Source organism: Burkholderia sp. AU30280 (genome assembly GCF_020420125.1).
GTDB lineage: Bacteria > Pseudomonadota > Gammaproteobacteria > Burkholderiales > Burkholderiaceae > Burkholderia.
Genome location: NZ_JAIZRY010000004.1, coordinates 39,892 through 63,701, shown reverse-complemented (window position 1 = coordinate 63,701; position 23,810 = coordinate 39,892). Strand labels below are relative to the sequence as shown.

17 protein-coding genes are annotated in these 23,810 nt (G+C 67.9%); 5 read left to right on the top strand and 12 right to left on the bottom strand.

What is annotated here, in order from left to right:
* The first annotated feature begins 3 nt into the window (after positions 1 to 3).
* Positions 4 to 780, top strand: a complete 777-nt coding sequence (gene xth / locus LGN17_RS10520) for an exodeoxyribonuclease III (RefSeq protein ID WP_175953552.1) — start codon at positions 4 to 6, stop codon at positions 778 to 780.
* 23 nt (positions 781 to 803) lie between these two features.
* Here the strand turns inward: xth and LGN17_RS10515 are convergent, their stop codons facing one another.
* From LGN17_RS10515 to glnA, 4 genes are all read right to left on the bottom strand, one after another.
* Entirely contained in the window at positions 804 to 2,918 is a 2,115-nt protein-coding gene (locus tag LGN17_RS10515; RefSeq protein WP_226196603.1) for a prolyl oligopeptidase family serine peptidase, read from the bottom strand.
* Between the two features lie 89 nt (positions 2,919 to 3,007).
* The gene (gene ntrC, locus LGN17_RS10510) at positions 3,008 to 4,525 is read right to left on the bottom strand and encodes a nitrogen regulation protein NR(I) (protein WP_226196601.1); all 1,518 of its coding nucleotides are present in this window, start codon (positions 4,523 to 4,525) and stop codon (positions 3,008 to 3,010) included.
* A 48-nt stretch (positions 4,526 to 4,573) separates the two neighbouring features.
* Complete coding sequence (gene glnL, locus LGN17_RS10505) at positions 4,574 to 5,716, bottom strand: nitrogen regulation protein NR(II) (RefSeq protein ID WP_226196599.1); 1,143 nt, start codon at positions 5,714 to 5,716, stop codon at positions 4,574 to 4,576.
* 160 nt (positions 5,717 to 5,876) lie between these two features.
* On the bottom strand, positions 5,877 to 7,292 hold the full coding sequence (gene glnA / locus LGN17_RS10500; protein WP_175953558.1) for a type I glutamate--ammonia ligase: 1,416 nt from the start codon (positions 7,290 to 7,292) through the stop codon (positions 5,877 to 5,879).
* Between the two features lie 405 nt (positions 7,293 to 7,697).
* Between glnA and LGN17_RS10495 the strand changes: the two genes are divergently transcribed.
* Positions 7,698 to 8,162, top strand: a complete 465-nt coding sequence (locus LGN17_RS10495) for a rhodanese-like domain-containing protein (protein ID WP_175953560.1) — start codon at positions 7,698 to 7,700, stop codon at positions 8,160 to 8,162.
* Between the two features lie 115 nt (positions 8,163 to 8,277).
* On the opposite strand, the gene LGN17_RS10490 is transcribed toward LGN17_RS10495, so the two are convergent.
* The 5 genes from LGN17_RS10490 to hrpA form a co-directional block, all read right to left on the bottom strand.
* Positions 8,278 to 9,093, bottom strand: a complete 816-nt coding sequence (locus tag LGN17_RS10490) for a competence/damage-inducible protein A (protein ID WP_175969420.1) — start codon at positions 9,091 to 9,093, stop codon at positions 8,278 to 8,280.
* Positions 9,090 to 9,917 (bottom strand): EI24 domain-containing protein, encoded by an 828-nt coding sequence (locus LGN17_RS10485; RefSeq protein WP_175953564.1) that lies wholly within the window; start codon positions 9,915 to 9,917, stop codon positions 9,090 to 9,092. Before LGN17_RS10485 ends, LGN17_RS10490 begins: the two co-directional genes overlap by 4 nt.
* A gap of 111 nt (positions 9,918 to 10,028) precedes the next feature.
* A complete protein-coding gene (locus tag LGN17_RS10480) occupies positions 10,029 to 11,003 on the bottom strand; it encodes a sterol desaturase family protein (protein ID WP_226196598.1) in 975 nt (324 codons plus the stop codon).
* A gap of 16 nt (positions 11,004 to 11,019) precedes the next feature.
* The gene (locus LGN17_RS10475) at positions 11,020 to 12,009 is read right to left on the bottom strand and encodes a beta-propeller fold lactonase family protein (protein ID WP_226196595.1); all 990 of its coding nucleotides are present in this window, start codon (positions 12,007 to 12,009) and stop codon (positions 11,020 to 11,022) included.
* Positions 12,010 to 12,188: 179 nt separating this feature from the next.
* A complete protein-coding gene (gene hrpA / locus LGN17_RS10470) occupies positions 12,189 to 16,397 on the bottom strand; it encodes an ATP-dependent RNA helicase HrpA (RefSeq protein WP_226196593.1) in 4,209 nt (1,402 codons plus the stop codon).
* Between the two features lie 23 nt (positions 16,398 to 16,420).
* On the opposite strand from hrpA, the gene argA reads away from it, so the two are divergent.
* Both argA and LGN17_RS10460 read left to right on the top strand, forming a co-directional pair.
* Positions 16,421 to 17,800 carry an amino-acid N-acetyltransferase gene (argA, locus tag LGN17_RS10465; RefSeq protein WP_175941547.1) on the top strand — a complete coding sequence of 460 codons (1,380 nt, stop codon included), beginning with the start codon at positions 16,421 to 16,423 and terminating at the stop codon, positions 17,798 to 17,800.
* A 51-nt stretch (positions 17,801 to 17,851) separates the two neighbouring features.
* Positions 17,852 to 18,127: an oxidative damage protection protein gene (locus LGN17_RS10460; RefSeq protein ID WP_006478357.1), complete on the top strand. Its 276-nt coding sequence runs from the start codon at positions 17,852 to 17,854 to the stop codon at positions 18,125 to 18,127.
* Positions 18,128 to 18,265: 138 nt separating this feature from the next.
* Here the strand turns inward: LGN17_RS10460 and LGN17_RS10455 are convergent, their stop codons facing one another.
* The 3 genes from LGN17_RS10455 to LGN17_RS10445 form a co-directional block, all read right to left on the bottom strand.
* Entirely contained in the window at positions 18,266 to 19,681 is a 1,416-nt protein-coding gene (locus LGN17_RS10455) for an MFS transporter (RefSeq protein ID WP_226196583.1), read from the bottom strand.
* A 102-nt stretch (positions 19,682 to 19,783) separates the two neighbouring features.
* Entirely contained in the window at positions 19,784 to 20,980 is a 1,197-nt protein-coding gene (locus LGN17_RS10450) for a CaiB/BaiF CoA transferase family protein (RefSeq protein WP_226196580.1), read from the bottom strand.
* Positions 20,977 to 22,728, bottom strand: a complete 1,752-nt coding sequence (locus LGN17_RS10445) for an acyl-CoA dehydrogenase family protein (RefSeq protein ID WP_226196578.1) — start codon at positions 22,726 to 22,728, stop codon at positions 20,977 to 20,979. Before LGN17_RS10445 ends, LGN17_RS10450 begins: the two co-directional genes overlap by 4 nt.
* Positions 22,729 to 22,901: 173 nt before the next feature.
* Here LGN17_RS10445 and LGN17_RS10440 point away from each other — a divergent pair, with 173 nt between their 5' ends.
* Complete coding sequence (locus LGN17_RS10440; protein ID WP_226196576.1) at positions 22,902 to 23,804, top strand: LysR family transcriptional regulator; 903 nt, start codon at positions 22,902 to 22,904, stop codon at positions 23,802 to 23,804.
* The last annotated feature ends 6 nt before the right edge of the window (positions 23,805 to 23,810 follow it).

Genomic DNA, 23,810 nt, shown 5'->3' with positions numbered 1-23,810 from the left:
TTCATGAAAATCGCCACCTGGAACGTCAACTCGCTCAACGTCCGCAAGCAGCATGTGCTCGACTGGCTCGCGCAAAGCGGAACCGACGTGCTGTGCCTGCAGGAACTGAAGCTGCCGGACGAGAAATTCCCGCGCGCCGACCTCGAGGCGGCCGGCTACCGCAGCTGGTTCACGGGCCAGAAAACCTACAATGGCGTCGCGATCCTCGCGCGCGACACGCTGCCGTTCGACGAGTCGGACGTGGTGCGCAACATCCCCGGCTTCGACGATCCGCAGCAGCGCGTGATTGCCGCGACGATCGACGGCGTGCGCATCGTGTCCGCGTATTTCCCGAACGGCCAGGCGCCCGACTCCGACAAGTTCGTCTACAAGATGCAATGGCTCGACGCGCTGCAGGCATGGCTGCGCACCGAGCTGCAGCGCTACCCGAAGCTCGCGCTGCTCGGCGACTACAACATCGCGCCGGAAGACCGCGACGTGCACGACCCCGCGAAATGGGAAGGCCAGAACCTCGTGTCGCCGCAGGAACGCGCACACTTCGCGCAACTGATCGAGCTCGGCTTCGTCGATGCGTTCCGCCGCTTCGAACAGCCGGAGAAGACCTTCACGTGGTGGGACTACCGGATGATGGCGTTCCGTCGCAACGCGGGGCTGCGCATCGACCACGTGCTGCTGTCGCCGGCGCTCGCGGAAACCTGCACGTCGTGCGAAGTCGATCGCACGCCGCGCACGTGGGAACAGCCGTCCGACCACACGCCCGTCGTCGCGGTCGTCGGCTGATCGCTCGGGCAGCCCGCGCGCGTTCAGCGACGTGCGGGCGCCGGCCCGAGATGAGCCCACAGGAACCCGAATTCCGCCGCATCGGCTTCCGCGCGTTCCAGATCGTCGGCGCTGCCGTGGCCGCCGTCGGTGTTCTCCCAGTACCACACCCGTTCATGACCGAGCGCATGCATGCGCGCAGCCATCTTGCGCGCATGCGCGGGATGCACGCGGTCGTCGCGCGTCGACGTCGTCAGCAGTAACGGCGGATACGCGACGCCGTCGCGCACGCGGTGATACGGCGAGTACGCGGCCAGCGCCGCGCCCTCGTGCGGATCGTCCGGGTCGCCATATTCGTCGAGCCATGCGGCGCCCGCATGCAGCTTCGGATAGCGCCGCATGTCGAGCAGCGGCACGCGGCAGAGCACCGCGCCGAACAGCTCCGGCCGCTGCACCATGCACGCGGCGACCAGCAGTCCGCCATTGCTGCCCCCCTCGATGCCGAGCTGCGCGGCGGTCGTCACGCCGGTCGCGGCCAGATCCTCGGCCACCGCGATGAAATCGTCGAACGAACGCTGGCGATGTTCGCGCTGCGCATCGACGTGCCAGCGCGGCCCGAACTCGCCGCCGCCACGGATATGCGCGAACGCCATCACGCCGCCGCGCTCGAGCCATCCGATACCGAACGCATCGCTGTAGCCCGGCAGGTTCGGAATCGCAAAACCGCCATAGCCCGACAGCAGGCACGGCCGCGCAACGCGGGCAGCGCCGTCGGCCACGTCGAGTGCATCGCGCGGCCCGATCAGCGTGTACGGCACCATCGTGCCATCTCGCGAACGCGCGCTCGCGCGACGCACGACGAGCCCGGCCGCGTCGAACTGCACCGGCGGCCGGTCGAGCAGCACGCGGCGCGACGGCGCATCGTCCGCGCGATCGGCAAGATCGGCCAGCCAGCATTCGGGCGGATCGAGATAGGTATCGACGTCCACGTAAATCTCGTCGTTCAGCGTCGCTTCGACGGGCTCGACGTCGATCTGCGCATCGCCCGGTCCCGGCCACTCGAACGGCCGGGCATCCCACGTCCACGTGCCGTCGTCGGCCTGGCTCGGCTGCCACAGCATCGTGCGGTTGTGCACGTCGTCGAGCCAGCTCGCGATCAGCGTCGTGCGCGTGTTCGTCCACGTGCACGCGGACGTCGACGGTTGTGGCGCGAACAGCGTCGTGAGTTCGCGCGACCCGGCCAGGAACGCCTGCTCGCGGATCGCGAGCAGCGAACCGCCCGCATGGCGCACGCCGTCGCAATCCCAGTCGAGACGCGGCTCCAGCACGAGCCAGCCTTCCCAGAACCCGACCTCGACATGGGGCGGTACGTCGTAGCGCGCCCACTCGCCCGTCTCGGTCAGCCGGTACGCATGCGCGTCGAAGAAATCGACGCTGCGCCACGCGACGTGGCGGTTGTCGATCGGATCGTAGCCCGCACCCGCGCTGATGTCGTCGGGTTCGCCACGGAAGACGACGGGCGCATCCGCGAGCGCCGTGCCGCGCACCCAACGCCGCGCTTCATACGGATAACCGGCCGCAGTCGCATGCGCTTCGCCGCGATCCCAGCTTACGTAGACGGTATCGCGGTCGATCCAGCCGACCGTGTGATGCCCCGGCTCGTCGATCGTGAAGCCGCCGTCGACGAAACGCCGTTCGACGAGATCGAATTCGCGCACGACGACCGCGTCGGCGCCGCCCGGCGACAGCGACAGCAGTGCGCGATCGCCGTCCGGATACAGGATCGAGTCCTGCTCGAACACCCACGACTCGCCCTCCTCCACACCGAGCGCGTCGACGTCGAGCAGCGTTTGCCACGCCGGTTTTCCCGCGCGCCAGTCGTCCCAGCGCGTGCGGCGCCACAGCCCTTTCGGATGGAGATCGTCCTGCCACAGGTCGTAGGCCCAGTCGCGCCAGCGGGTCGGAATCACCGGGCGCTCGCGCGGCAGGTACGCTTTGGCAAGGCGCGCCGTCAGCGCGCGATAGGCGTCGTCGTCACGCAGCGCGGCACGCGTGCGCGCATTCTGCTCGTCGACCCACGTGCGGGCGCGCTTGCTGTCGAGGGCTTCGAGGAAACGGAACGGGTCGGCCCCGGCGGGCCAGCGGAAGGAATCGGACATTGCGGATGGGCGGAATGGCAAGCTGCGTGCAAACCGCGATTATGTCCGATCGCGGCATGCGCGATACCCGCGCATGCCGCAAATCGTGCTCAGGGCTCCAGATGGAGTTCCTGGATCTTGCGCGTGATCGTGTTGCGGCCGATGCCGAGCCGTTCCGCGGCTTCGACCTTGCGGCCACGCGTGAAATCGAGCGCCTCGCGAATCACGGCCGCCTCGAAACGGCGTGCGAGTTCGTCCATCACGTCGGCCGAGTTCTCGCGCAACAGTCGTGCAACCTCGGTGCGCAGGCCATGCTCCCACAACGGATAGCCGGCCGGCGCGCTGCCGTTCGGCGCCGACGCGACAGGCGCTGGCACCGCCGGTGCCGCACCGATCGCCGGCGGCGAAAACGCCGTATCGCCACCACCGGCGTGCGCCTCCGCACCGTCGCCCGTCGCGGACACCGGCGCACCGGCCGGCACGAGGTCGGGCGGCAGGTCCTTGATCTCGACCGTTTGCGCGGGCGCCATCACCGTCAGCCAGTTCGCGAGATTCTCGAGCTGGCGCACGTTGCCGGGAAACGCCAGCGACGTGAGGTAAGCCAGCGCTTCGTCGGACACGCGCTTCGGCTCGACGCCGAGATCGCGCGCGCTCTTCTGCAGGAAGTGGCGCGTGAGCAGCGCGATGTCCTCGCTGCGTTCGCGCAGCGGCGGCAAGCGCAGCCGGATCACGTTGAGCCGGTGGTAAAGATCCTCGCGGAACAGCCCCTGCCGCACGCGCGATTCGAGATTCTGGTGCGTCGCGGCGATCACGCGCACGTTCGCGCGCAACGGGTTGTGCCCACCGACCCGATAGAACTGCCCGTCCGACAGCACGCGCAACAGGCGCGTCTGCAGGTCGAACGGCATGTCGCCGATTTCGTCGAGGAACAGCGTGCCGTTCTCGGCCTGCTCGAAGCGGCCCTGCCGCGTCGTCTGCGCGCCGGTGAACGCGCCGCGCTCGTGGCCGAACAGTTCGGATTCGAGCAGGTCCTTCGGAATCGCCGCGGTGTTCAGCGCGATGAACGGCCCGTTCGCACGCGGGCTGTGACGGTGCAGCGCACGCGCGACGAGCTCCTTGCCGGTGCCCGATTCGCCGGTGATCAGCACAGTCGCCGCCGAATGCGACAGGCGGCCGATCGCACGGAACATGTCCTGCATCGCGGGCGCCTGGCCGAGCATCTCGGGCGCCTCGGCCACGCGCTCGTCCAGCGGCGCGCCGCCGCGCAGGCTTTCCTCGACCGCGCGTCGGATCAGCTCGACCGCCTTGTCGACGTCGAACGGCTTCGCGAGATATTCGAACGCGCCGCCCTGGAACGCCGCAACAGCGCTGTCGAGATCGGAAAACGCCGTCATGATGATGACGGGCAGGCCCGGCAGGCGCTCGTGCATCGCCTGCAGCAACTCGAGGCCCGAGCCGCCCGGCATCCGGATGTCGGATACGAGCACCTGCGGTGTCTCGTGGTCGAGCGCGGCCAGCGCGTCACGCACGTTCGCGAAGCTCTTCGTCGCGAAGCTGTCGCGGGCGAGCGCCTTTTCGAGCACCCAGCGGATCGATTGGTCGTCGTCTACTATCCAGATCGGCTTCATAGGTCGGTCAGATATTGGTGAATCTGGTGAATCGCGCCATGCCGCCGCTCAATGGTCGAGCGGCAGCAGGATCTGAAATTCGGTACGTCCGGGCCGGCTTTCGACCTCGATCATCCCGTCGTGCTGCTGCACGAACGTCTGCGCGAGCGTCAGGCCGAGACCGCTGCCGTCGTCGCGCCCGGATACGAGCGGGTAGAAGATCCGGTCGCGGATTTCTTCCGGAATGCCGGGCCCGTTGTCGATCACGTGCAAGTCCAGTGCCAGCCGGTACAGGCGCTTCGCGATCGTCACCTTGCGCGCGATGCGCGTGCGCAGCTCGATCTTCGCGTCGCCCTGCGCAATCCGTTCGCGCAGCGCCTGCGCGGCGTTGCGCACGATGTTCAGCAGCGCCTGGATCAGTTGCTCCTTGTCGCCACGCAGGTCCGGCACGCTCACGTCGTAGTCGCGCTCGATCGTGAGCCCGCGCGGAAATTCCGCGAGCATCACCGCGCGCACGCGTTCGCATACTTCATGAATGTTCACGTCGCCGACGATGTGCGGATGCCGGTGCGGCTCCAGCAACCGGTCGACGAGCGTCTGCAGGCGATCGGACTCCTTGATGATCACCTGCGTGTATTCGCGCAACTCGCCACGCTCGCGCTCGCCGAGCTCGAATTCGAGCAACTGGGCTGCGCCGCGAATGCCGCCGAGCGGGTTCTTGATCTCGTGCGCGAGGTTGCGGATCAGTTGCTTGTTGACCGCGGTCAGGTCGTGGATGCGCTCCTCGCGATCGGTGCGCGACTGTCGCTCGTTCTCGAACAACTCGACGAGCACGAAATCGGGCGCGGTCTCGAGGAAGCCGACGATCGCATGCACATGCAGCGGTTCGCGGCCGGGCCGGTCGAGCACGGTATCGAGGTGCGTCGCGTGAAAGCGTTCCTCGCCGATCGCGGTGATCGTCGACGCAAGCTCGTTCGCATTCGGAAAAATCTCGCCCCACGGCCGCTGCGCGAGCTGCCGGCGCGAAATGTCGAGCATCGCCTCGGCAGACGGGTTCGCGAACGCGATCCGCAGCGTCTTGCGGTCGAGCACGATCACGACCGTCGGCAGCGCTTCCAGCCCCGCCAGCAGGCCCGAGCGTGCGAGCCGATCGTCGTCCGTCAGTCGCTCGGGCTGCCCCGTTTTCGCCTTGATCAGATTCTTCAGAACCATCTGCGTGCTTGTCGTGCCTCTACGGGCCAGAAAAGGAAAATCACCGGAACAAAAAAGGGACGGCTGGACGCCGCCCCTTTCAGACTCCGCCGTTCCCGCCGCAGGCCGCGCGACGGGAACGAACCGGCAAGACGGCGCTGAATCGCAGCGCCATCGCCGATTAGAGCGAGTAGTACATCTCGAACTCGATCGGGTGCGTCGTCATGCGGAACTTCGCCAGCTCCTGCTCCTTCAGCGCAAGGTACGCGTCCAGCATGCCGTCCGTGAACACGCCGCCGCGCGTCAGGAACTCGCGATCCTTGTCGAGTGCTTCGAGTGCCTGGTCGAGGCCCGCGCACACGGTCGGGATCTTTGCATCTTCTTCCGGCGGCAGGTCGTACAGGTTCTTGTCCGCTGCTTCGCCCGGATGGATCTTGTTCTGGATCCCGTCGAGGCCGGCCATCATCAGCGCCGTGAAGCACAGGTACGGGTTCGCCATCGGATCCGGGAAGCGCGTTTCGATGCGGCGGCCCTTCGGGTTCGACACGTGCGGAATGCGGATCGATGCCGAACGGTTGCGTGCCGAGTAGGCCAGCTTGACCGGTGCCTCGAAGTGCGGGACCAGACGCTTGTACGAGTTCGTCGTCGGGTTCGTGATCGCGTTCAGCGCACGGGCGTGCTTGATGATGCCGCCGATGTAGAACAGCGCCAGTTCCGACAGGCCGGCGTAGCCGTTGCCCGCGAACAGGTTCTGGCCGTCCTTCCAGATCGACTGGTGAACGTGCATGCCCGAACCGTTGTCGCCGACGACCGGCTTCGGCATGAACGTCGCCGTCTTGCCGTACGAGTGCGCGACGTTATGGATGATGTACTTCGACCATTGCGTCCAGTCGGCGCGCTGCACGAGCGTCGAGAACTTCGTGCCGATTTCGTTCTGGCCCTGGCCCGCCACTTCGTGGTGGTGCACTTCGACCGGGATGCCGAGCTGTTCGAGCAGCAGGCACATTTCCGAACGGATGTCCTGGAACGTGTCGACCGGCGCGACCGGGAAGTAGCCGCCCTTCGTGCCCGGACGGTGGCCCGTGTTGCCGCCTTCGAATTCCTTGCCTGCCGACCACGGCGCTTCTTCCGAGTTGATCTTCACGAAGCAGCCCGACATGTCCGTGTTCCACTGGACCGAGTCGAAAATGAAGAATTCCGGCTCCGGACCGAAGTACGCCGTGTCGCCGATGCCCGTGCTCTTCAGGTACGCTTCGCCGCGCTTCGCGAGCGAACGCGGATCGCGCTCGTAGCCCTTGCCGTCGGCCGGCTCGACCACGTCGCAGGTCAGGACCAGGGTCGACTCTTCATAGAACGGGTCGACGAATGCGGCGTTCGGATCCGGCATGAGCAGCATGTCCGACGCCTCGATGCCCTTCCAGCCCGCGATCGACGAGCCGTCGAATGCATGGCCGCTTTCGAACTTGTCTTCGTCAAACGCCGAAACCGGCACCGACACGTGCTGTTCCTTGCCGCGCGTATCCGTGAAGCGGAAATCGACAAACTTGACGTCCTCGTCCTTCACGAGCTGCATGACGTCGGCGACGGTTTTACTCATAACCTCTTCTCCTGATTGAACAATTCCGGCGGACTGGGAACCGCCTCGTTTATCGAGCTGATCGGGATCTTGCTTTGGCGCAGCGCGCCCCGATTCGACCGATTCCTATAAAGCAGCTTCCGTGCCACCTATGCGCAAGGTTGGCGCGAATCGCGCCAGCGCTCGTCTCGACGGGGCTGTGCTGCGCAATTCCGGGGCTCGGCTTCGCACCGCCTGCCAACCGAAGGCACCGCGATGGTGCAATCGCAGCAACGCGCCGCGCCCGCCGAATCATTCTGGTGCACACGTGCCATTCTGCACTTTTTTGGTGAACGAGTGTGAGGCGCGCGCACCGTACCGCACACGGCCATCCGTGCCGCGACGCCGCGCTAGAATGTTCGTTTGACCGATAGGAGACTCCCTGCCATGAGTACGCTCGACCAGCTTTATGCGAAGGCCGACGAACGCCGCGCACAAGCCGCGCTCAACTACGCCGGGGCGCTGCTGCCGGCCGAGGCCTTCGAACTGCTGCAGCTCGATCCGTCGGCGCGCCTCGTCGACGTGCGCACCCGCGCCGAACTCGACTGGATCGGCCGCCCGCTCGTCGGCGACGCTCAGTACCTGCACCTCGAATGGACGCGCTACCCGGGCGGCGTGCCGAACGCCGAATTCGTCAACGAACTGAAGGCAGCCCTCCCGGCCGATACGCCCATCCTGTTCCTGTGCCGCAGTGCCGCGCGCTCGAAGCTCGCCGCGGTCGCCGCCACGCAGGCCGGCTTCACGAAGGCGTTCGATCTGCTCGAAGGCTTCGAGGGCGCAAAGGACGCCGAAGGCCACCGCAAGACGGTCGACGGCTGGTGCTTCCGGAAACTGCCGTGGATCGGCGCCTGACGGCACGCCGCTCCCGCCGGTGACGACAACCCCATCGTCGGACCGGGCGATGACATGCCGATGACGGGCCGCGTTGCGCGGCCCGTGGCTTTTGTACGGCTGATCGAGTGGGCGCTCAGGCGCGCGGCGTATCGGGTTCGACGACGTCGCCGCCGAGCAGGTGCACGCCTTCGCGCAGTTTCACGTACGCGGCCGCGACCGCTTCCGGCTCGCCCTTCACGCCGAGGTCGATGTGACGGCGCGCATAGATCCCGCCGCGCTCCGCATCGCCGACGCTCGGCAGGCTGAACACGCGCACGCCCGGGAAATCGCGCTCGATGCGCTCCATCAGCGGCGTGAGCGTCGATTCCGGCAGCTCGAACACGTACAGCGAGCGCTCCGCGTGCGGCGTCGCGTGATGCAGGTGCGCGTACTTCGTATCGAGCACCCATTCGATCATCGGCCACGCCATCACCGGGAAGCCCGGCACGAAGTGCAGGTCGCCGACCGAGAAGCCGGGAATCCGGTTGTAGCCGTTCGGGATGATCGTCGCACCCGCCGGGAACACACCCATGTTGAAGCGGTGCTGGTTCTCCGGCGAATCGAAGTCGACCGGCGTGGCCGGATCGGTGTGCGTTTCGCGGATCCGTTCCGAAATCAGCACCTTCGCTTCCGGATGCAGCTCGAGCGGCACGCCGAGCGCGGCGGCCGCGCACTGGCGCGTGTGGTCGTCCGGCGTCGCGCCGATGCCGCCCGTCGAGAACACGATGTCGCCCGACGCGATCGCGCGTGCGAGGGTCGCCGTGATGCGCGCCGGATCGTCGCCGACGTATTCGGCCCAGTCGAGCGTGAGGCCGCGCGCGCCGAGCAACTCGATGACCTTCGCCAGATGCTTGTCCTGCCGGCGGCCCGAAAGGATTTCGTCGCCGATGATGATGATGCCGATGCTCATGCCTGCCCCATGTCGATTGCGGTGGCGCGCGAACTCGCACGCAGGTCCTCCAGCGCGCGCAGGCAGTAATGCCCGAACCACAGCGCCGAGAAGACGAGGATGAAAGCGTAAACCCAGATCATGGCCGCCGCGACGAATGGGAACAGCACCATCATCCAGACCGACGATACCCATACGAAGGTCGGCACGGTGCCGAGCAACCCGGTCGCGACGCCGATGCCGATCAGCGGCCAGCGGTGCTGCCGCACGAGCGCCCGGCGCTCGTCGCGGCTCGCGTGCAGCGCGAGCGCGTCGTAGGTCATCACGCGGTACGTGAGCCAGCCCCAGATCACGGGCGGCAGCAGCGCGAAGAACGGCGGGATCAGCCACAGCGGGATCGTGACGACCAGCACGACGACGCCGGCCAGCGCCGCCCCCAGCGAATTGAACACGCTGCCGAAGAAGGTGCCGCCCCGCTTCGGCTCGAGCGCCGCGAACTGCCGGTTCGACAGGTGCTTGATCACGACCGGCATCGAAATCGTCGCGATCAGCAGCAGCACGGTCAGCACGATGAGCGGAATCGCGAGCGACACGACCACGAACGGCGCAACGACCGCGTGCAGCTGCGACATGCCGATCGCGTCGAACGCGCGGTACAGCATGGCCGTCAGCACGAAGCCGTCGAGCGCGCCGCGTGCGAGATCCAGCAGCGTCTGCCACGAGAACCACAGCACGACGCCCCACAGGACGGCCGAGACGAGAAACGGCATCAGGGTGAGCCAAAGCATGCGCGGATGCAGTGCGCTCGCCAATGCCCGGACGAAGGAACGCAGCAAGTCGTTCATGCGAGCCTGTATCGACGGAGAAAAACGGGGAAAGGATAAACCACGCGGCCCGCATGCGCCAAAGCACATGCGGGCCGCGTGGGAGAGCCGCTCAACGTGAAAATGGCCGGATCAGGCCGATGCCGCGCCGCGCTTGGCAGGGAACAGGCGCCGGAAAATCCGCACGAACGCGAGGCCGTGCTGCGCCCAGAAGCCTTCGCCGTAGGACACGCCTTCGACCTGGTCGCGGATGCCGGTCGGCTCGACCGTGCGGTTCCACGACGCGGTGCCGAACATCATGTCCCACCACGGGAACAGCACGCCGAAGTTGCAGCCGTACTTGGTGCCTTCGTGACCGTAGCCGACCGCGTGGTGGCGGCGGTGGAAGATCGGGCTCACGACGAGGCGCTCGCCGAGCCAGCCGAACGACAACCGCGCATTCGTGTGCTGGATGCTCTGCATGAAGTTGGTGAACGCGGTCAGCACGACGAACTGCGACGGCGACACGCCGATCACGAGCGCGATCGCCGCGAAGAAGCCGGCCTGGATCACGTCGTCGAGCAGGTGGTTGCGGTCGTCGCACCACAGCGACATCTGGCGCTGGCTGTGATGCACGGCATGCAGCTCCCACCAGATGCCGATCTTGTGCTGCCAGCGGTGATACCAGTAGCCGGCGAAATCGAGCACGACGAGATAGATCGCGAACGTGACGATCGGCTGCGACGTGACGCCCGGCCACAGGTAGTCGAGGTCGAAGTTCGCGATGCCGTGCAGGCGCAACCATGCCTGGAAGTTGTCGAACAGCGGCTGGAACGCGAAGAAGAACAGCAGCGAGAAGATCCCGAGCTTGGAGATCGCCGTGTAGATCACGTCGACCCGCACGGCCTTGCGGTCCTTCCAGTCCTCGAGGGGCCGCAGCGCCTCGAGCGGGCGCAGCAGCACGAACATCACGATCATCTGCAGCGCACCGATGATCACCCAGTACAGCGCGTCGTAGGTGTCCTCGTCGTAGTCCATCATGTTGAACTTGAAGAGGAGCGGCTGCACGACGTCGACGTACAGCCAGGTCTGGATGTTCGACACGAAGGTATCGATCAGGTGAAGCATCGCGAACCTCCGTCCGTCAGGCGCCGTTCGCCGCGCGCCACGGCGCACGGTCGTAGAAGTAGATGCCGTGCGGCGACCGGCCGACGGAAATCGTCTGCACCAGCTTGCGCGACGGCAGGTCGATGATCCCGACCTTCTTCGCGAAGCGGAACGTCACCCACAGCGTCTTCTTGTCGGCGGACAGTTCCATGTCGTCCGGGCCCGGCAGCAGGCCGGTGATGTCGCCGACGTTGGTGAGCGTGTTCTCGTCGATGATGCTGATCGTGTTCGCGACCCGGTTCGTCACCGCGACGTGCGTGCCGTCGGCGAGCGAACGGAAGTTGTGCGCGCCCTTGCCCGTGACGATCTGCTTGACGACCTTCTGGTTGCGCCAGTCGACCACCGCGACGTAATCCGAGCCCGTCATCCCGACGAGCAGGTACTTGTCGTCCGGCGTGAGCCACAGGCCGGCCGGCACCTTGCCGACCTTCATCTTCCATTTGACCGTCTGCGTCGGCAGGTCGATCGCCGCGATCTCGCCGGAGACCTGCAGCGATACGAGCAAGGTCTTGCTGTCCTTCGTGAACGCGAGGTGGCTCGGCATCACCTCGAGCGGCACGCGCTTCGCGAGCTTCAGGTCGCGGCCGTCGTAGCTGTAGATGTCGACGCGGTCGAGGCGCAGGCCGGCGGCCGCGAACCACTTGCGGTCGGGCGAGAAGCCGAGCTGGTAAGGATCGTCGATCCCTTCGACGGTGCGCTGCAGCTTGCCCGTCTTGGGATCGAGGAACATCAGGCTGTTCGAGACCGAATTCGCGACGATCAGCGACGAATTGTCGGGCGTGATCATCAGGTGATGCGGTTCCTTGCCGGTCGGCATCGTGCCGACGACCTGGCGGGTCTGCTGGTCGATCAGGGAAAGCGTCGCTTCGGCCGAATTGAGGACGATCACGTTATTGGCGTGTGCGGCGGGCGCCAGCACGGCGGCGGCCAGCGCGAGCGTGCGGCCGAGGGAAAGGAAAGTGCGCATGAAGACTCACGTCGTGGAACAACCGTCATTGTAAAACGTTCAACCGGCCCGGCCGGTTGACCGAAGCCGGCATTGCGCCCCTTCGACGCACGCCGCGGCGGCCCTGTCGGCCGGCGCGGCAGGCGCCGCGCGGCCGACCGGGGCCGCCCGCCGGTGCGGGCCCGGCAACCGATGTTGCGCTAGCGCTGCATCGACTCCCAGACCTTGTGCAGACGCTTGACAGAGACAGGCATCGGCGTGCGCAGTTCCTGCGCGAACAGCGAAATCCGCAGTTCCTCGAGCAGCCAGCGGAATTCCGCGAGCCGCGAATCGGCGACGCCGCCGCGCTGCGACACCGCGCGCTGGTACTGCTGGGCGAGCGGCAACAGGTCGGCCGACTGCTTCGCGTCGCGCGCCGGATCGGCCTTCAGCTTGTCGATCCGCAGCGCGATGCCCTTCAGGTAGCGCGGGAAGTGCGCCAGTTGCGCGTAGGGCGTATCGATCACGAAGCGCTTGCCGACCAGCGCGGCGAGCTGCTGCTGCAGGTCCGCATGCGCCTGCGCGAACGGCTTCGCCTGCGCGAGCTTCTTCACGAGCCCCGCGTATTCGGCCAGTATCTGCCCGACCAGCCGCGCGATTTCCTGCGCGAGCAGGTTCAGGCGGCTCCGGCCCTCGTCGCGGCGCGCGTGGAAGCTCGCGTCGTCGTCGGGCAGCGGATCCTGCAGGCACGCGCGGTCGAGCGCCGTGTCGATCAGCTGGTCGCGCAGCTCGTCCTGCGTGCCGAGCGACATGTACTGCATCGCCATCTCGCGCAGGCCCGGCAGGTTCTTCTCGAGGAACTTGATCGGCTCCTTCAGCTGCAGCGCGAACAGCCGCCGCAGGCCGGCCCGGTGGATGCGCGCGGCCTCCTCCGGCGAATCGAACACTTCGACGTCGCAATGCGTGCCGCGATCGACGAGCGCCGGGTAGCCGTACAGCGTCTGGCCGCGCCGGCGGATCTCCAGCAGCTCGGGCAGCTTGCCGAAATTCCACGTCGTCAGGTTCTCGTACAGCGCCGTCGCGCCGGCTTCCGCCGCAGCGGCCGTCTGCGGCACCGCGCCCTTGCCGGCCTTCGCGTTGCGGGCGGCCGTACCGGTCGCGGCGGCCGGCGCCGGCGCCTGGCCCATGGCCTGGCCGTCATCGGCATCGCCGCCGGCCGCGATCGTCGACGCCGCCGCGATCTTCTGGAACTGCTGCTGCGCCTGCGCGCCGAGCTCCTGGCGAAGCTGCGCGAGATTGCGCCCCATCGCGAGCTGGCGGCCGTGCTCGTCGATCACCTTGAAGTTCATGAACAGGTGCGCGGGCAGCGTCTCGAGCTTGAAGTCGGCCGTTTTCATCGCGACCTGCGTCTCGCCGCGCACATCGGCGATCAGCGCCTCGACCAGCCCGCCCGCACCGAAGCGCTCGCGGCCCATCCGCTCGACGAAGCCGGCCGCGTATTCGGGCAGCGGCACGCAATGCCGGCGCAGCTTCTGCGGCAGCGACTTCAGCAGCAACTGCACCTTTTCCTTCAGCATCCCGGGCACGAGCCACTCGCAGCGGCGCGCGTCGACCTGGTTCAGCGCATACAGCGGCACCGCGAGCGTCACTCCGTCGCGCGGCGTGCCGGGCTCGAAGTGATACGTCAGTGCCATCTCGACGCCGGCCATCGTCGCGCGCTTCGGGAACAGCTCGGTCGTCACGCCGGCCGCCTCGTGGCGCATCAGGTCGTCGCGCGACAGGTACAGCAGCCGCAGCTTGTCCTCGGGCTGGCCGCCCTGCTTCACCTCGTCGCGATACCAGCGCTCGAACGCGGCGCCCGTGTGAATGCCCGCCGGAATCGCCTGGTCATAGAACGCATAGATCAGCTCGTCGTCGACCAGCACGTCCTGCCGGCGCGACTTGTGCTCGAGCTGCTCGATGTCGGCGAGCAGCTTGCGGTTGTGCGCGAAGAACGCAAGCTTCGTGTCGAACTCGCCTTCGACCAGCGCGCCGCGGATGAACAACTCACGTGCACGCGACGGATCCTGCTTGCCGAACGCGACGCGCCGGCGGTGATAAATCGGCAGCCCGTACAGCGTCGCGCGCTCGTACGCGCTGACCTGCGCCGGGCGCTTTTCCCAGTGCGGCTCCGACAGCGACTTCTTCAGCAGGTGCGCACCGATCTTCTCGACCCATTCGGGCTCGATCTTCGCGAGGCAGCGCGCGTACAGCCGGCTCGTCTCGACGAGCTCGGCCGCCATCACCCAGCGGCCGGCCTTCTTCGCGAGCACGGAGCCCGGCCACAGGTAGAACTTGATCCCGCGCGCGCCGAGATAGTGCGGATCGTCGTCGGCCTTCAGGCCAAGGTTGCCGAGCAGGCCCGTCAACAGGGCCAGATGGACCTGTTCGTAGGTCGCCTCGACTTCGTTCAGGCGCCAGCCGTGCTCGCGCACGACGGTCAGCAGCTGCGAATGGACGTCGCGCCACTCGCGCAGCCGCAGGTGCGACAGGAAGTTCTGCCGGCACGCGTCGACCAGCTGGCGGTTCGACTTCTTGTGCGCGACGGCCTCTTCGAACCACGCCCAGATCTTCAGCCACTGCAGGAATTCGGAACGCTCGTCGGCAAACCGGCGGTGCGCCTGGTCGGCCTGCTCCTGCGCTTCGATCGGGCGGTCGCGCGGGTCCTGCACGGACAGCGCGCTCGCGATGATCAGCACCTCGCGCAGCGACTTCTGGTCGCGCGCGGCAAGAATCATCCGGCCGACGCGCGGGTCGAGCGGCAGCCGCGCGAGTTCGCGGCCGAGCGGCGTCAGCGCGTTGTCGTCGTCGACCGCGCCGAGCTCGTTGAGCAACTGGTAGCCGTCCGCGATCGCGCGGCCGGGCGGCGGTTCGAGGAACGGGAACGATTCGATCGCCGTCAGGTGCAGCGACTTCATCCGCAGGATCACCGACGCGAGCGACGAGCGCAGGATTTCCGGATCGGTGAAGCGCGCGCGCGCCTGGTAATCGCTTTCCTCGTACAAGCGGATGCAGACGCCGTCGGCCACGCGGCCGCAGCGGCCCGCGCGCTGGTTCGCGGCCGCCTGCGAGATCGACTCGACCTGCAGCTGCTCGACCTTGTTCCGGTACGAATAGCGTTTCACACGCGCGAGGCCCGTATCGACGACGTAGCGGATGCCCGGCACCGTCAGCGAGGTTTCGGCCACGTTGGTCGCGAGCACGATCCGGCGCGCGTTCGACGCCTTGAACACCTTGTCCTGGTCGGCCGCCGAGAGCCGCGCGAACAGCGGCAGGATCTCGGTGTGCGGCGGGTGGTGCTTGCGCAGCGCCTCGGCCGCCTCGCGAATCTCGCGCTCGCCGGGCAGGAACACCAGCACGTCGCCGGGGCCTTCGCGGCACAGCTCGTCGACGGCGTCGACGATCGCATCCATCAGGTCGCGCTCGGCTTCGCGCGCGGTCTTCACGCGGTCGCGGCCGGCCGTGCCCTCGGCGTTCTTCACGGCCGGGCGATCCTCGGCCACGGGCCGGTAGCGCATCTCGACCGGATACAGCCGCCCGCTCACCTCGATCACGGGCGCGGGACGCTCGTCAGTGCCGAAATGGCGCGCGAAGCGATCGGCGTCGATCGTCGCGGACGTGACGATCAGCTTCAGGTCCGGCCGCCTCGGCAGGATTTCCTTCAGGTAGCCGAGCAGGAAGTCGATGTTCAGGCTGCGCTCGTGCGCCTCGTCGATGATCAGCGTGTCATACGCCTTCAGCAACGGGTCGGTCTGCGTCTCGGCGAGCAGGATCCCGTCCGTCATCAGCTTCACGGACGCGCCCGGCGCGAGGTTGTCGGTAAAGCGCACCTTGTAGCCGACCACTTCGCCGAACGGCGTGCCGAGTTCCTCGGCGATCCGGCGGCCGGTGGACGACGCGGCGAGGCGGCGCGGCTGCGTATGGCCGATCAGGCCCGTGCCGCCGGCGCCGAGGCCGCGGCCGAGATCGAGACAGATCTTCGGCAGCTGCGTGGTCTTGCCCGAACCGGTTTCGCCGCAGACGATGACAACCTGATGACCGGCGATCGCGCGCGCGATTTCGTCGCGCTTGCCCGACACGGGCAGGCTTTCGGGGTACGTGATCGGCGGGACCGGGTTCGGTGCGACGACGGCGCGCGGCGCACGCTCGCGGCGCGGCGCGCGCTCGCCCGTCGCAGCGGACGCGTCCTTCGCGGCCGGCTGGCGCGCGTCGCCGCGCGATTCGTCGCCGCGCGGCCCGCGCGGCGCTTGCGCAGGCTGGCCCGCCTGCTGTTGCTGCGGCCGGCGCGGCGGCTGGCCCTGCTGCTGGCGTGCATCGGCCGCACCATCCGGGTGCCGGGCCGACGGCGCTTTGGCCCGCGTCGGCGCGGGACTTTTAGGTACATTCGACATGGGGGCGCATTATAATCCCGCCCATGAATTCCCAAACCGACCTCCCTCCCGCCCAGACCGGCGCCGCGACGCCGCCGGCCGCCGACGATTCGGCCGCCAGCCACGCGCAGTTCGTCGACTGGATGCGTTCCGTCGCGCCCTATATCCACAAGTTCCGCAACAGCACGTTCGTCGTGGGGTTTGGCGGCGAGGTGGTGCAGCAGGGGCTGCTGAACGCGCTCGTGTCCGACATCGCACTGCTGCAGGCGATGGGTATCCAGATCGTGCTGGTGCACGGTTCGCGCCCGCAGGTCGAGGAGCAGCTGAGCCTGCACGGTGTCGAATCCGAGTTTTCGCACGGCCTGCGCATTACCGATGCGCGCGCGCTCGAATCCGCGAAGGAAGCGGCCGGTGAAGTACGTCTCGACATCGAGGCCGCGATCAGTCAGGGGCTGCCGAACTCGCCGATGGCGCACGCGCACATCAGCGTCGTGTCGGGCAACTTCGTGACCGCGCGGCCGGTGGGGATTCTCGACGGGGTCGATTTCGCGCATACGGGCATCGTGCGCAAGATCGACGCCGAATCGATCCGTCATTCGCTCGCGAGCCGCAAGCTCGTGCTGCTGTCGCCGCTCGGCTTCTCGCCGACCGGCGAAGCGTTCAACCTGTCGATGGAAGACGTGGCGTCGGCCGCCGCGATCGCGCTGCGCGCCGACAAGATCGTGTTCCTGACCGACGGCCCCGGCATCGTCGACGACGAAGGCGGGCTGATCCGCGAAATGTCGCTCGACGCGGCGGCCGAGCTGCTCGATTCCGGCAACATCCAGGGCGACGACGCGTTTTTCCTGAAGCATTCGATCCGCGCGTGCCGCGGCGGCGTGACCCGGGCGCACCTGATCCCGCAATCGCTCGACGGCAGCATGCTGCTCGAACTGTTCCTGCACGACGGCGTCGGCACGATGATCTCGTACGAGAACCTCGAAAGCCTGCGCGAAGCGACGCCGGACGACGTCGGCGGCATCCTGTCGCTGATCGAGCCGCTCGAGTCGGACGGCACGCTGGTGCGCCGCGGCCGCCACCAGATCGAACGCGACATCGACCACTTCTCGGTGATCGAGCACGATGGCGTGCTGTTCGGCTGCGCGGCGCTGTATCCGTACCAGCAGGAGAAGATCGGCGAGATGGCGTGCCTGACGGTCGCGCCGGAAGCGCAGGGCTCGGGCGACGGCGAACGCCTGCTCAAGCGCATCGAGCAGCGCGCGCGCGCGCGCGGCCTCACGCATATCTTCGTGCTCACGACGCGCACCGAGCACTGGTTCCTCAAGCGCGGCTTCGTCAAGGTCAGCGTCGACGACCTGCCGGAAGACCGCCGCAAACTCTATAACTGGCAGCGCAAGTCGCTCGTGCTGATGAAGCAGCTCTGAGCGGCGCAAGACGCCCGCCCTCCCCCAGTCCGATTACAGGAGAAGTACACGATGGCCCGTATGATTCAATGCGCGAAGCTCGGCAAGGAAGCCGAAGGTCTCGATTTCCCGCCGCTGCCGGGCGAACTCGGCAAGCGCATCTATGAAAGCGTCTCGAAGGAAGCGTGGCAAGGCTGGTTGAAGCAGCAGACGATGCTGATCAACGAAAACCGCCTGAACATGGCCGATCCGCGTGCGCGCCAGTACCTGATGAAGCAGACCGAGAAGTACTTCTTCGGTGACGGCGCGGACCAGGCGTCCGGCTACGTGCCGCCGACGGAAGGCTGATGACGCGATGCGCGCGGCCGGCAGGCTGCCGGCCGCGCACTCCGGGAAAGACGGCATCGTGTTTCGCACGGTGCCGTTTTCTTTTGGGATGCGCGTCCCGCGCGTTCCGGCCTCGCGCGGGGCGGTATTCCGTGCGGCTCAGCCGGCCGGCTTCAGCGCGCCGCCCTCACCCGGCTGCGCGCGCCCGTCGGCCGCGGCTTCCGCGTTGCCGCCTTCGGTGCCCCATTCAGCCGCGTCGCTGCGTTCGGCCGTCGACAGTTCATCCGCGCGATACCCGGTGCGGTTCAGCAGCGCCAGCATGCAGACGAGCGACACGAACGCGTAAAGCCCCGACGCGACCGCGACGCCGACGATGCTGCCGGTCGCGTTGAGAATCGCCTGCGCGAGCACGGGCGTGCCGCCGCCGACGACGAGCGCGCTCAGTTGGTACGAGAGCGACAGGCCCGTGTAGCGAATGTTCGCCGGGAACACGCGTGCGAGCACGCCGCCGACCGCACCGTAGAACATCGCTGACGGAATCGTCGAGATGCACATGCCCGCGACGGCCACCCAGTACGAACGGGTCGCGAGCGCATGAAACATCACGGGCATCAGCACGATTTCCGGAATCAGGATCCAGCACATCGCGCGACGCATGTCGACCTTCGACACGAACCACGCGCCGACCGGCTGCATCAGGAACTGCACGACGAGCGAGATCGACAGGATGCCGAGGAACGTGCCCTGCGCGTAGCCGAGCTCCTTCGTCGCCCACGACAGCGCGAACGTGCTGCGGAAGTACGTGACGTTGATCACCGGCAGCGTGCCGGCCGCGAGCAGCACGACCACCCAGTGATCGCGCACGACATCGCGCAGCGGCAGCTTCACCGTGCGCTTGCGCGCGAGCACGCGCTGCATCTCGACCGATTCCTCGAGCTTCAGCCGGATCACCATGCCGATGATCACGAGCACGGCCGACAGCAGGAACGGAATGCGCCAGCCCCACATCAGGAACGACGGTGTCGGCAGCGCGCTCAGCGCGAAGAACGCGGCCGTGGCCAGCAGGTTGCCGGTGGGCGAGCCCTGCTGCGCGAACGCCGCATACAGGATACTGCGATGCTTCGGCGCGTTCTCGCTCGCGATCAGCACCGCGCCGCCCCATTCGCCGCCGACCGCGATGCCCTGCAGTACGCGCAGCACGACGAGGCCGGCCGGCGCCCAGACGCCGATCTGCGCATAGCCGGGCAACAGGCCGATGCCGGTCGTGGCCAGCCCCATCATCACCAGCGTGATCACGAGCGCGGTCTTGCGGCCGACACGATCGCCGAGATGCCCGAACACGATCCCGCCGAGCGGCCGCGCGGCGAAGCCGGCCCAGAACGTGACGAATGCCAGCAGTGTCGCGACGCCGGGATCCATCGTGCTCGCAAAGAACACCTTGCCGAACACGAGCGCCGCGGCCGTGCCGTAGATGTAGAAGTCGTACCACTCGATCGTGGTGCCGACGAACGCCGCGAAGGCGGCACGGCCGGGCCGCGGTTGCGGCGCGGCGGTCGGGGATTGCTGACGGCTCATCGATGTCTCCATGTTGGGTTTCGGGGGCGCGACTGTCGCGCGCCTTTCCCGGGTGGCCGGCATCGCGCCGCCGGCCGGCGGCGTCGTGTCAGTCGGGGGCGCCTAGCCGGGGGTCTCCCTCAGCACGCCGGCGTCGAGCAGTTGCTGCTGGAGCGCGGGATCGACGCCGAGGCGATCGAGCACCGCGCGCGTGTCGCCGCCGAGCGCGGGCGGCGGCGAACGATAGGTGGCCGGCGTGCGCGACAGCTTCACCGGCGACGCCGTGCCGCGATACGCGCCGATCTCGACGAACAGGTTCCGGTGCAGCGCATGCGGATCGTGCGCGACGTCGGCCACCGTTCGCACGGGGCCGCACGGCACGCCGGCCGCCATCAGGTCGCGCGCGAGCGGCTCGCAGGCGTGCGCGGCGAGCCGTGCCTCCAGCTCGGCCTTCAGCTCGGGCCGGTGCGCGCAGCGGCTGCGGTTGTCGACGAAGCGCGGATCGCTTGCGAGCGCCGGCACGCCGAGATGCGCGACGAGCCGCGCGAACTGCCGGTCGTTGCCGATCGCGAGGAAGATCGGCACCGTCGCCGTGCGGTAGCTGTCGTACGGCGCGATGTTCGGATGCGCGTTGCCGCTGCGCGCCGGCACGCGTCCGGAACCGAAGAAGTTCGGCAGGTGCGGATGCAGCAGCGACACGCCGCAGTCGTACAGCGCGATGTCGATCGACTGCCCGCACCCGCTCTTCTCGCGCTCCGCGAGCGCCAGCAGGATGCCCGCGAGCGCGTTGAGGCCCGTGACCATGTCGACGATCGGCAGGCCGATCCGCGTCGCGTCGCCGTCGCGCTCGCCGTTCACGCTCATCAGCCCCGCCATCGCCTGGATCACCGCGTCGTAGCCGGGCAGCCCGCCGAGCGGACCGTCCGCGCCGAAGCCCGTCACCGCGCAGTGGATCAGCCACGGAAAGCGCGGTTGCAGGTCGCGCGCATAGTCCATCCCCCAGCGCGCGAGCGTACCCGGCTTGAAGTTCTCGACGAGCACGTCGGCTTCGTCGAGCAAGCGCCACAGGATCGCGCGGCCTTCGTCGCGCGACAGGTCGAGCGCGAGCCCTTCCTTGTTGCGGTTCACGCCCATGAAGTACCACGCGGTATCGCCGAGGAACGGCGGCCCCCAGCCGCGCGTCTCGTCGCCGTCCGGCGGCTCGATCTTGACCACCGTCGCCCCGTGGTCGGCAAGCGCCTGCGTGCAGTACGGACCGCCGAGCACGCGACTCAGGTCGACGACCTTCAGGCCGTCCAGTGCGCCACGCGTCGTGCTCATCGTTCGACCTCCGGCAGCAGGTCGAGCGCGGTATCGAGCGCGATCGGCGTGCCGCGCAGCAGCGCGCCATAGGCGGCCGATTCGTCGTCGCGCGATGCCGGCGCAAGCGGATCGACCGGCAGCAGCTTGTGGCGCACGATCAGGTGCGCGAGCGCGAGCCGCCGGAAATCCGGCGCGAGCCGCACGCCCTCGCACGCCATCAGCACCGCAGCGCTCGCGTAGTACAGCGCGGACGCGGCCTGCCGCACGCGAGCGTCGTCGCCTTCGGCCGCGACCCGCATGAGCGCGTCGCAAGCGCGCGCGAGAATGCGCCGCAGCGCCGCACGGCTCGCATCGGGCAGCGGCGCCCCGCCGAGCCGGTCGCCGAGAAACGCGCGCAGCGCATCGAGCGACTGTTCGCGCTGCGCGGCCCGCGCGACGTCGAGCGCGACGATGTTGCTCGTGCCCTCCCAGATCGAGCCGAGATGCGCGTCGCGCACGACGCGCGCGTCGCTCCATTCCTCGATGTAGCCGGTGCCGCCGCGCACTTCCATCGCATCGCCCGTCACGCGCCTCGCATCGCGGCACGCGCGGAACTTGATCAGCGGCGTCAGGATCCGCACGCAGCGCGCGGCCTGCTCGTCGCCCGCATCGGCCTGCGGCAGCAGCAGCGCGATCTGCATGAACATCGCGCGCGCGGCCTCGGCCGGCAACAGCATCTTCAGCAACTGGCGCTGCATCAGCGGCATCTCGATCAGCTTGCGACCGAAGGCCTCGCGATGCGCGGCGACGTGCAGCGCTTCGTTCAGCGCACGCCGCATCAGCCCGGCCGCGCGCACGCCGTTCGACAGTCGCGACATGTTGATCATGTCGGCCATCTGGTGAAAGCCGCGGCCGATCTCGCCGATCAGGTACGCCTGCGCGCCTTCGAGCGCGATCTCGCCGCTCGCCATCGAACGGCTGCCGAGCTTGTCCTTCAGGCGCACGACCCGGTAGCGGTTGCGCGTGCCGTCCGGCAGCGTCTTCGGCAGCAGGAACAGCGCGAGGCCCTTGATGCCGTCCGGCGCGCCGTCGGGCCGCGCGAGCACCATCGCGAGATCGGCGTCCGCGTTCGAGCAGAACCACTTGTCGCCGGTCAGGCGCCAGACGGTCTCGCCGTGCGCGTCCGTCTCGCGCGTCGCCCGCGTCGCGATCCGGCCGACGTCGGAACCGGCCGCCTGCTCGGTCATGAACATCGCGCCCTGGTACAGCGTGTCGAAGTCGCGCGACGCAAGCATCGGCAGGTAGCGCGCGACGAGCGCCGGATCGCCGAAACGGCGCAGCGTGCGCGTCAGCGAATCGGTCATGCTGACCGGGCAGCACAGCCCGAATTCCGCCTGCACGAACAGGAACGTCAGCGCGTATTTGACGAGCGGCGGCACCGATCCGGCCCCGTGGCTCAGCGACGCGAGCCCGAGCTCGGAATACGCGACGCGTTCGAGCGCGACATACGCGGGATCCTTGTCGATCCGCTGCACGGCCTCGCCGCGCCGGTTGCGATGCTCGAGCACGGGCGGGTGCTTGTCCGCGCGCGACGCCCATTCGTCGAGCTCGCCCGACACGCGTGCGCCGAGCGCGCGCAGTTGCGGCTCCAGATCGGCATAGTGCGCATCGCCGAGATGCAGCTTCAGCAACGCACCGAAATCGGGATCGACCGTGAAGAAATTGATGCCCCGGCTGTCGGGGATGTTGGATGCGCCGGCGTCCGGCGTGCGAGCGGTGTCGTTCATGCGTGCGTCTCCTGGGTTGCCTGCACGTCGGCTGGAGGGCGCGCCGCGGCGCCCGGCCAGTCCCGTGCAAAGCCTTCCGCAGAGCGTAGGCGCGCGTTCGATAAGCGTCCAATACAGGATTTATCCGGTACGATAGATATCGCTTATCGATACCGACGCCGCGAGGAGACACCATGGAACTGAGGCAGTTGCGCTACTTCGTGGCGGTCGCCGAGGAGCTGCACTTCGGGCGCGCGGCGAAGCGCCTGTTCATCTCGCAGCCGGCGCTGAGTTTCGACATCCGCAAGTTCGAGGACGCACTCGGCGTCCAGCTGTTCTCACGCACCAACAAGACCGTCGCACTGACCAACGCGGGCGAGGTACTGCTCCGCGAAGCGCGCCGGCTGCTGCTGCAGGCGGCCGAGGCCGAACGCCTGACGGTGCGCTCCGCATCGGGTCTCGCGGGGCGGTTGCGGATCGGCTTCGTTCATTCGATGCTGTATCGCGGGCTGCCCGATGCCGTGCGGCGCTTCGAGGCCGACTATCCGGGCGTCGAGGTCGTGCTGAGCGAAATGAACACCCAGTCGCAGGTGCAGGCGATCCAGCGCGGCCAGATCGATCTCGGCTACGCGCACTGGGGCCACTTCCCGCCCGAGGTCGAATCGACGCCCGTCTATGCGGAACCGTTCGTGTGCTGCCTGCCGGCCGCGCATCCGCTCGCGCGGCGCAAGCAGGTCGCGCTCGCCTCGCTGGCCGCGGAACCGTTCATCCTGTTCCCGCGCGAAGCGGCGCCGCATTATCACGACCTGATCATCGCGCAGTGTGTGAACGCCGGTTTCAGCCCGCTGATCCGCCACGAGGCACGGCTGTGGCAGACGATCCTGTCGATGATCGAGTTCGGGATGGGGCTCGCGCTCGTGCCGCGCGTGTTGCAGCAGGTAAAGAGTGACCGGCTCGCATTCCGGCCGCTGAAGGATGCGTCGCTCGAATCGCGCACGCTCGCGCTGAAGCGCAGCGGCGCCACTGAACCGGTTGCGCTGCGCTTCGCGGATTACGTCCGCGCGTCGATCGACGCACTGCCCGCACTCGCGGGCTGAGCGCAC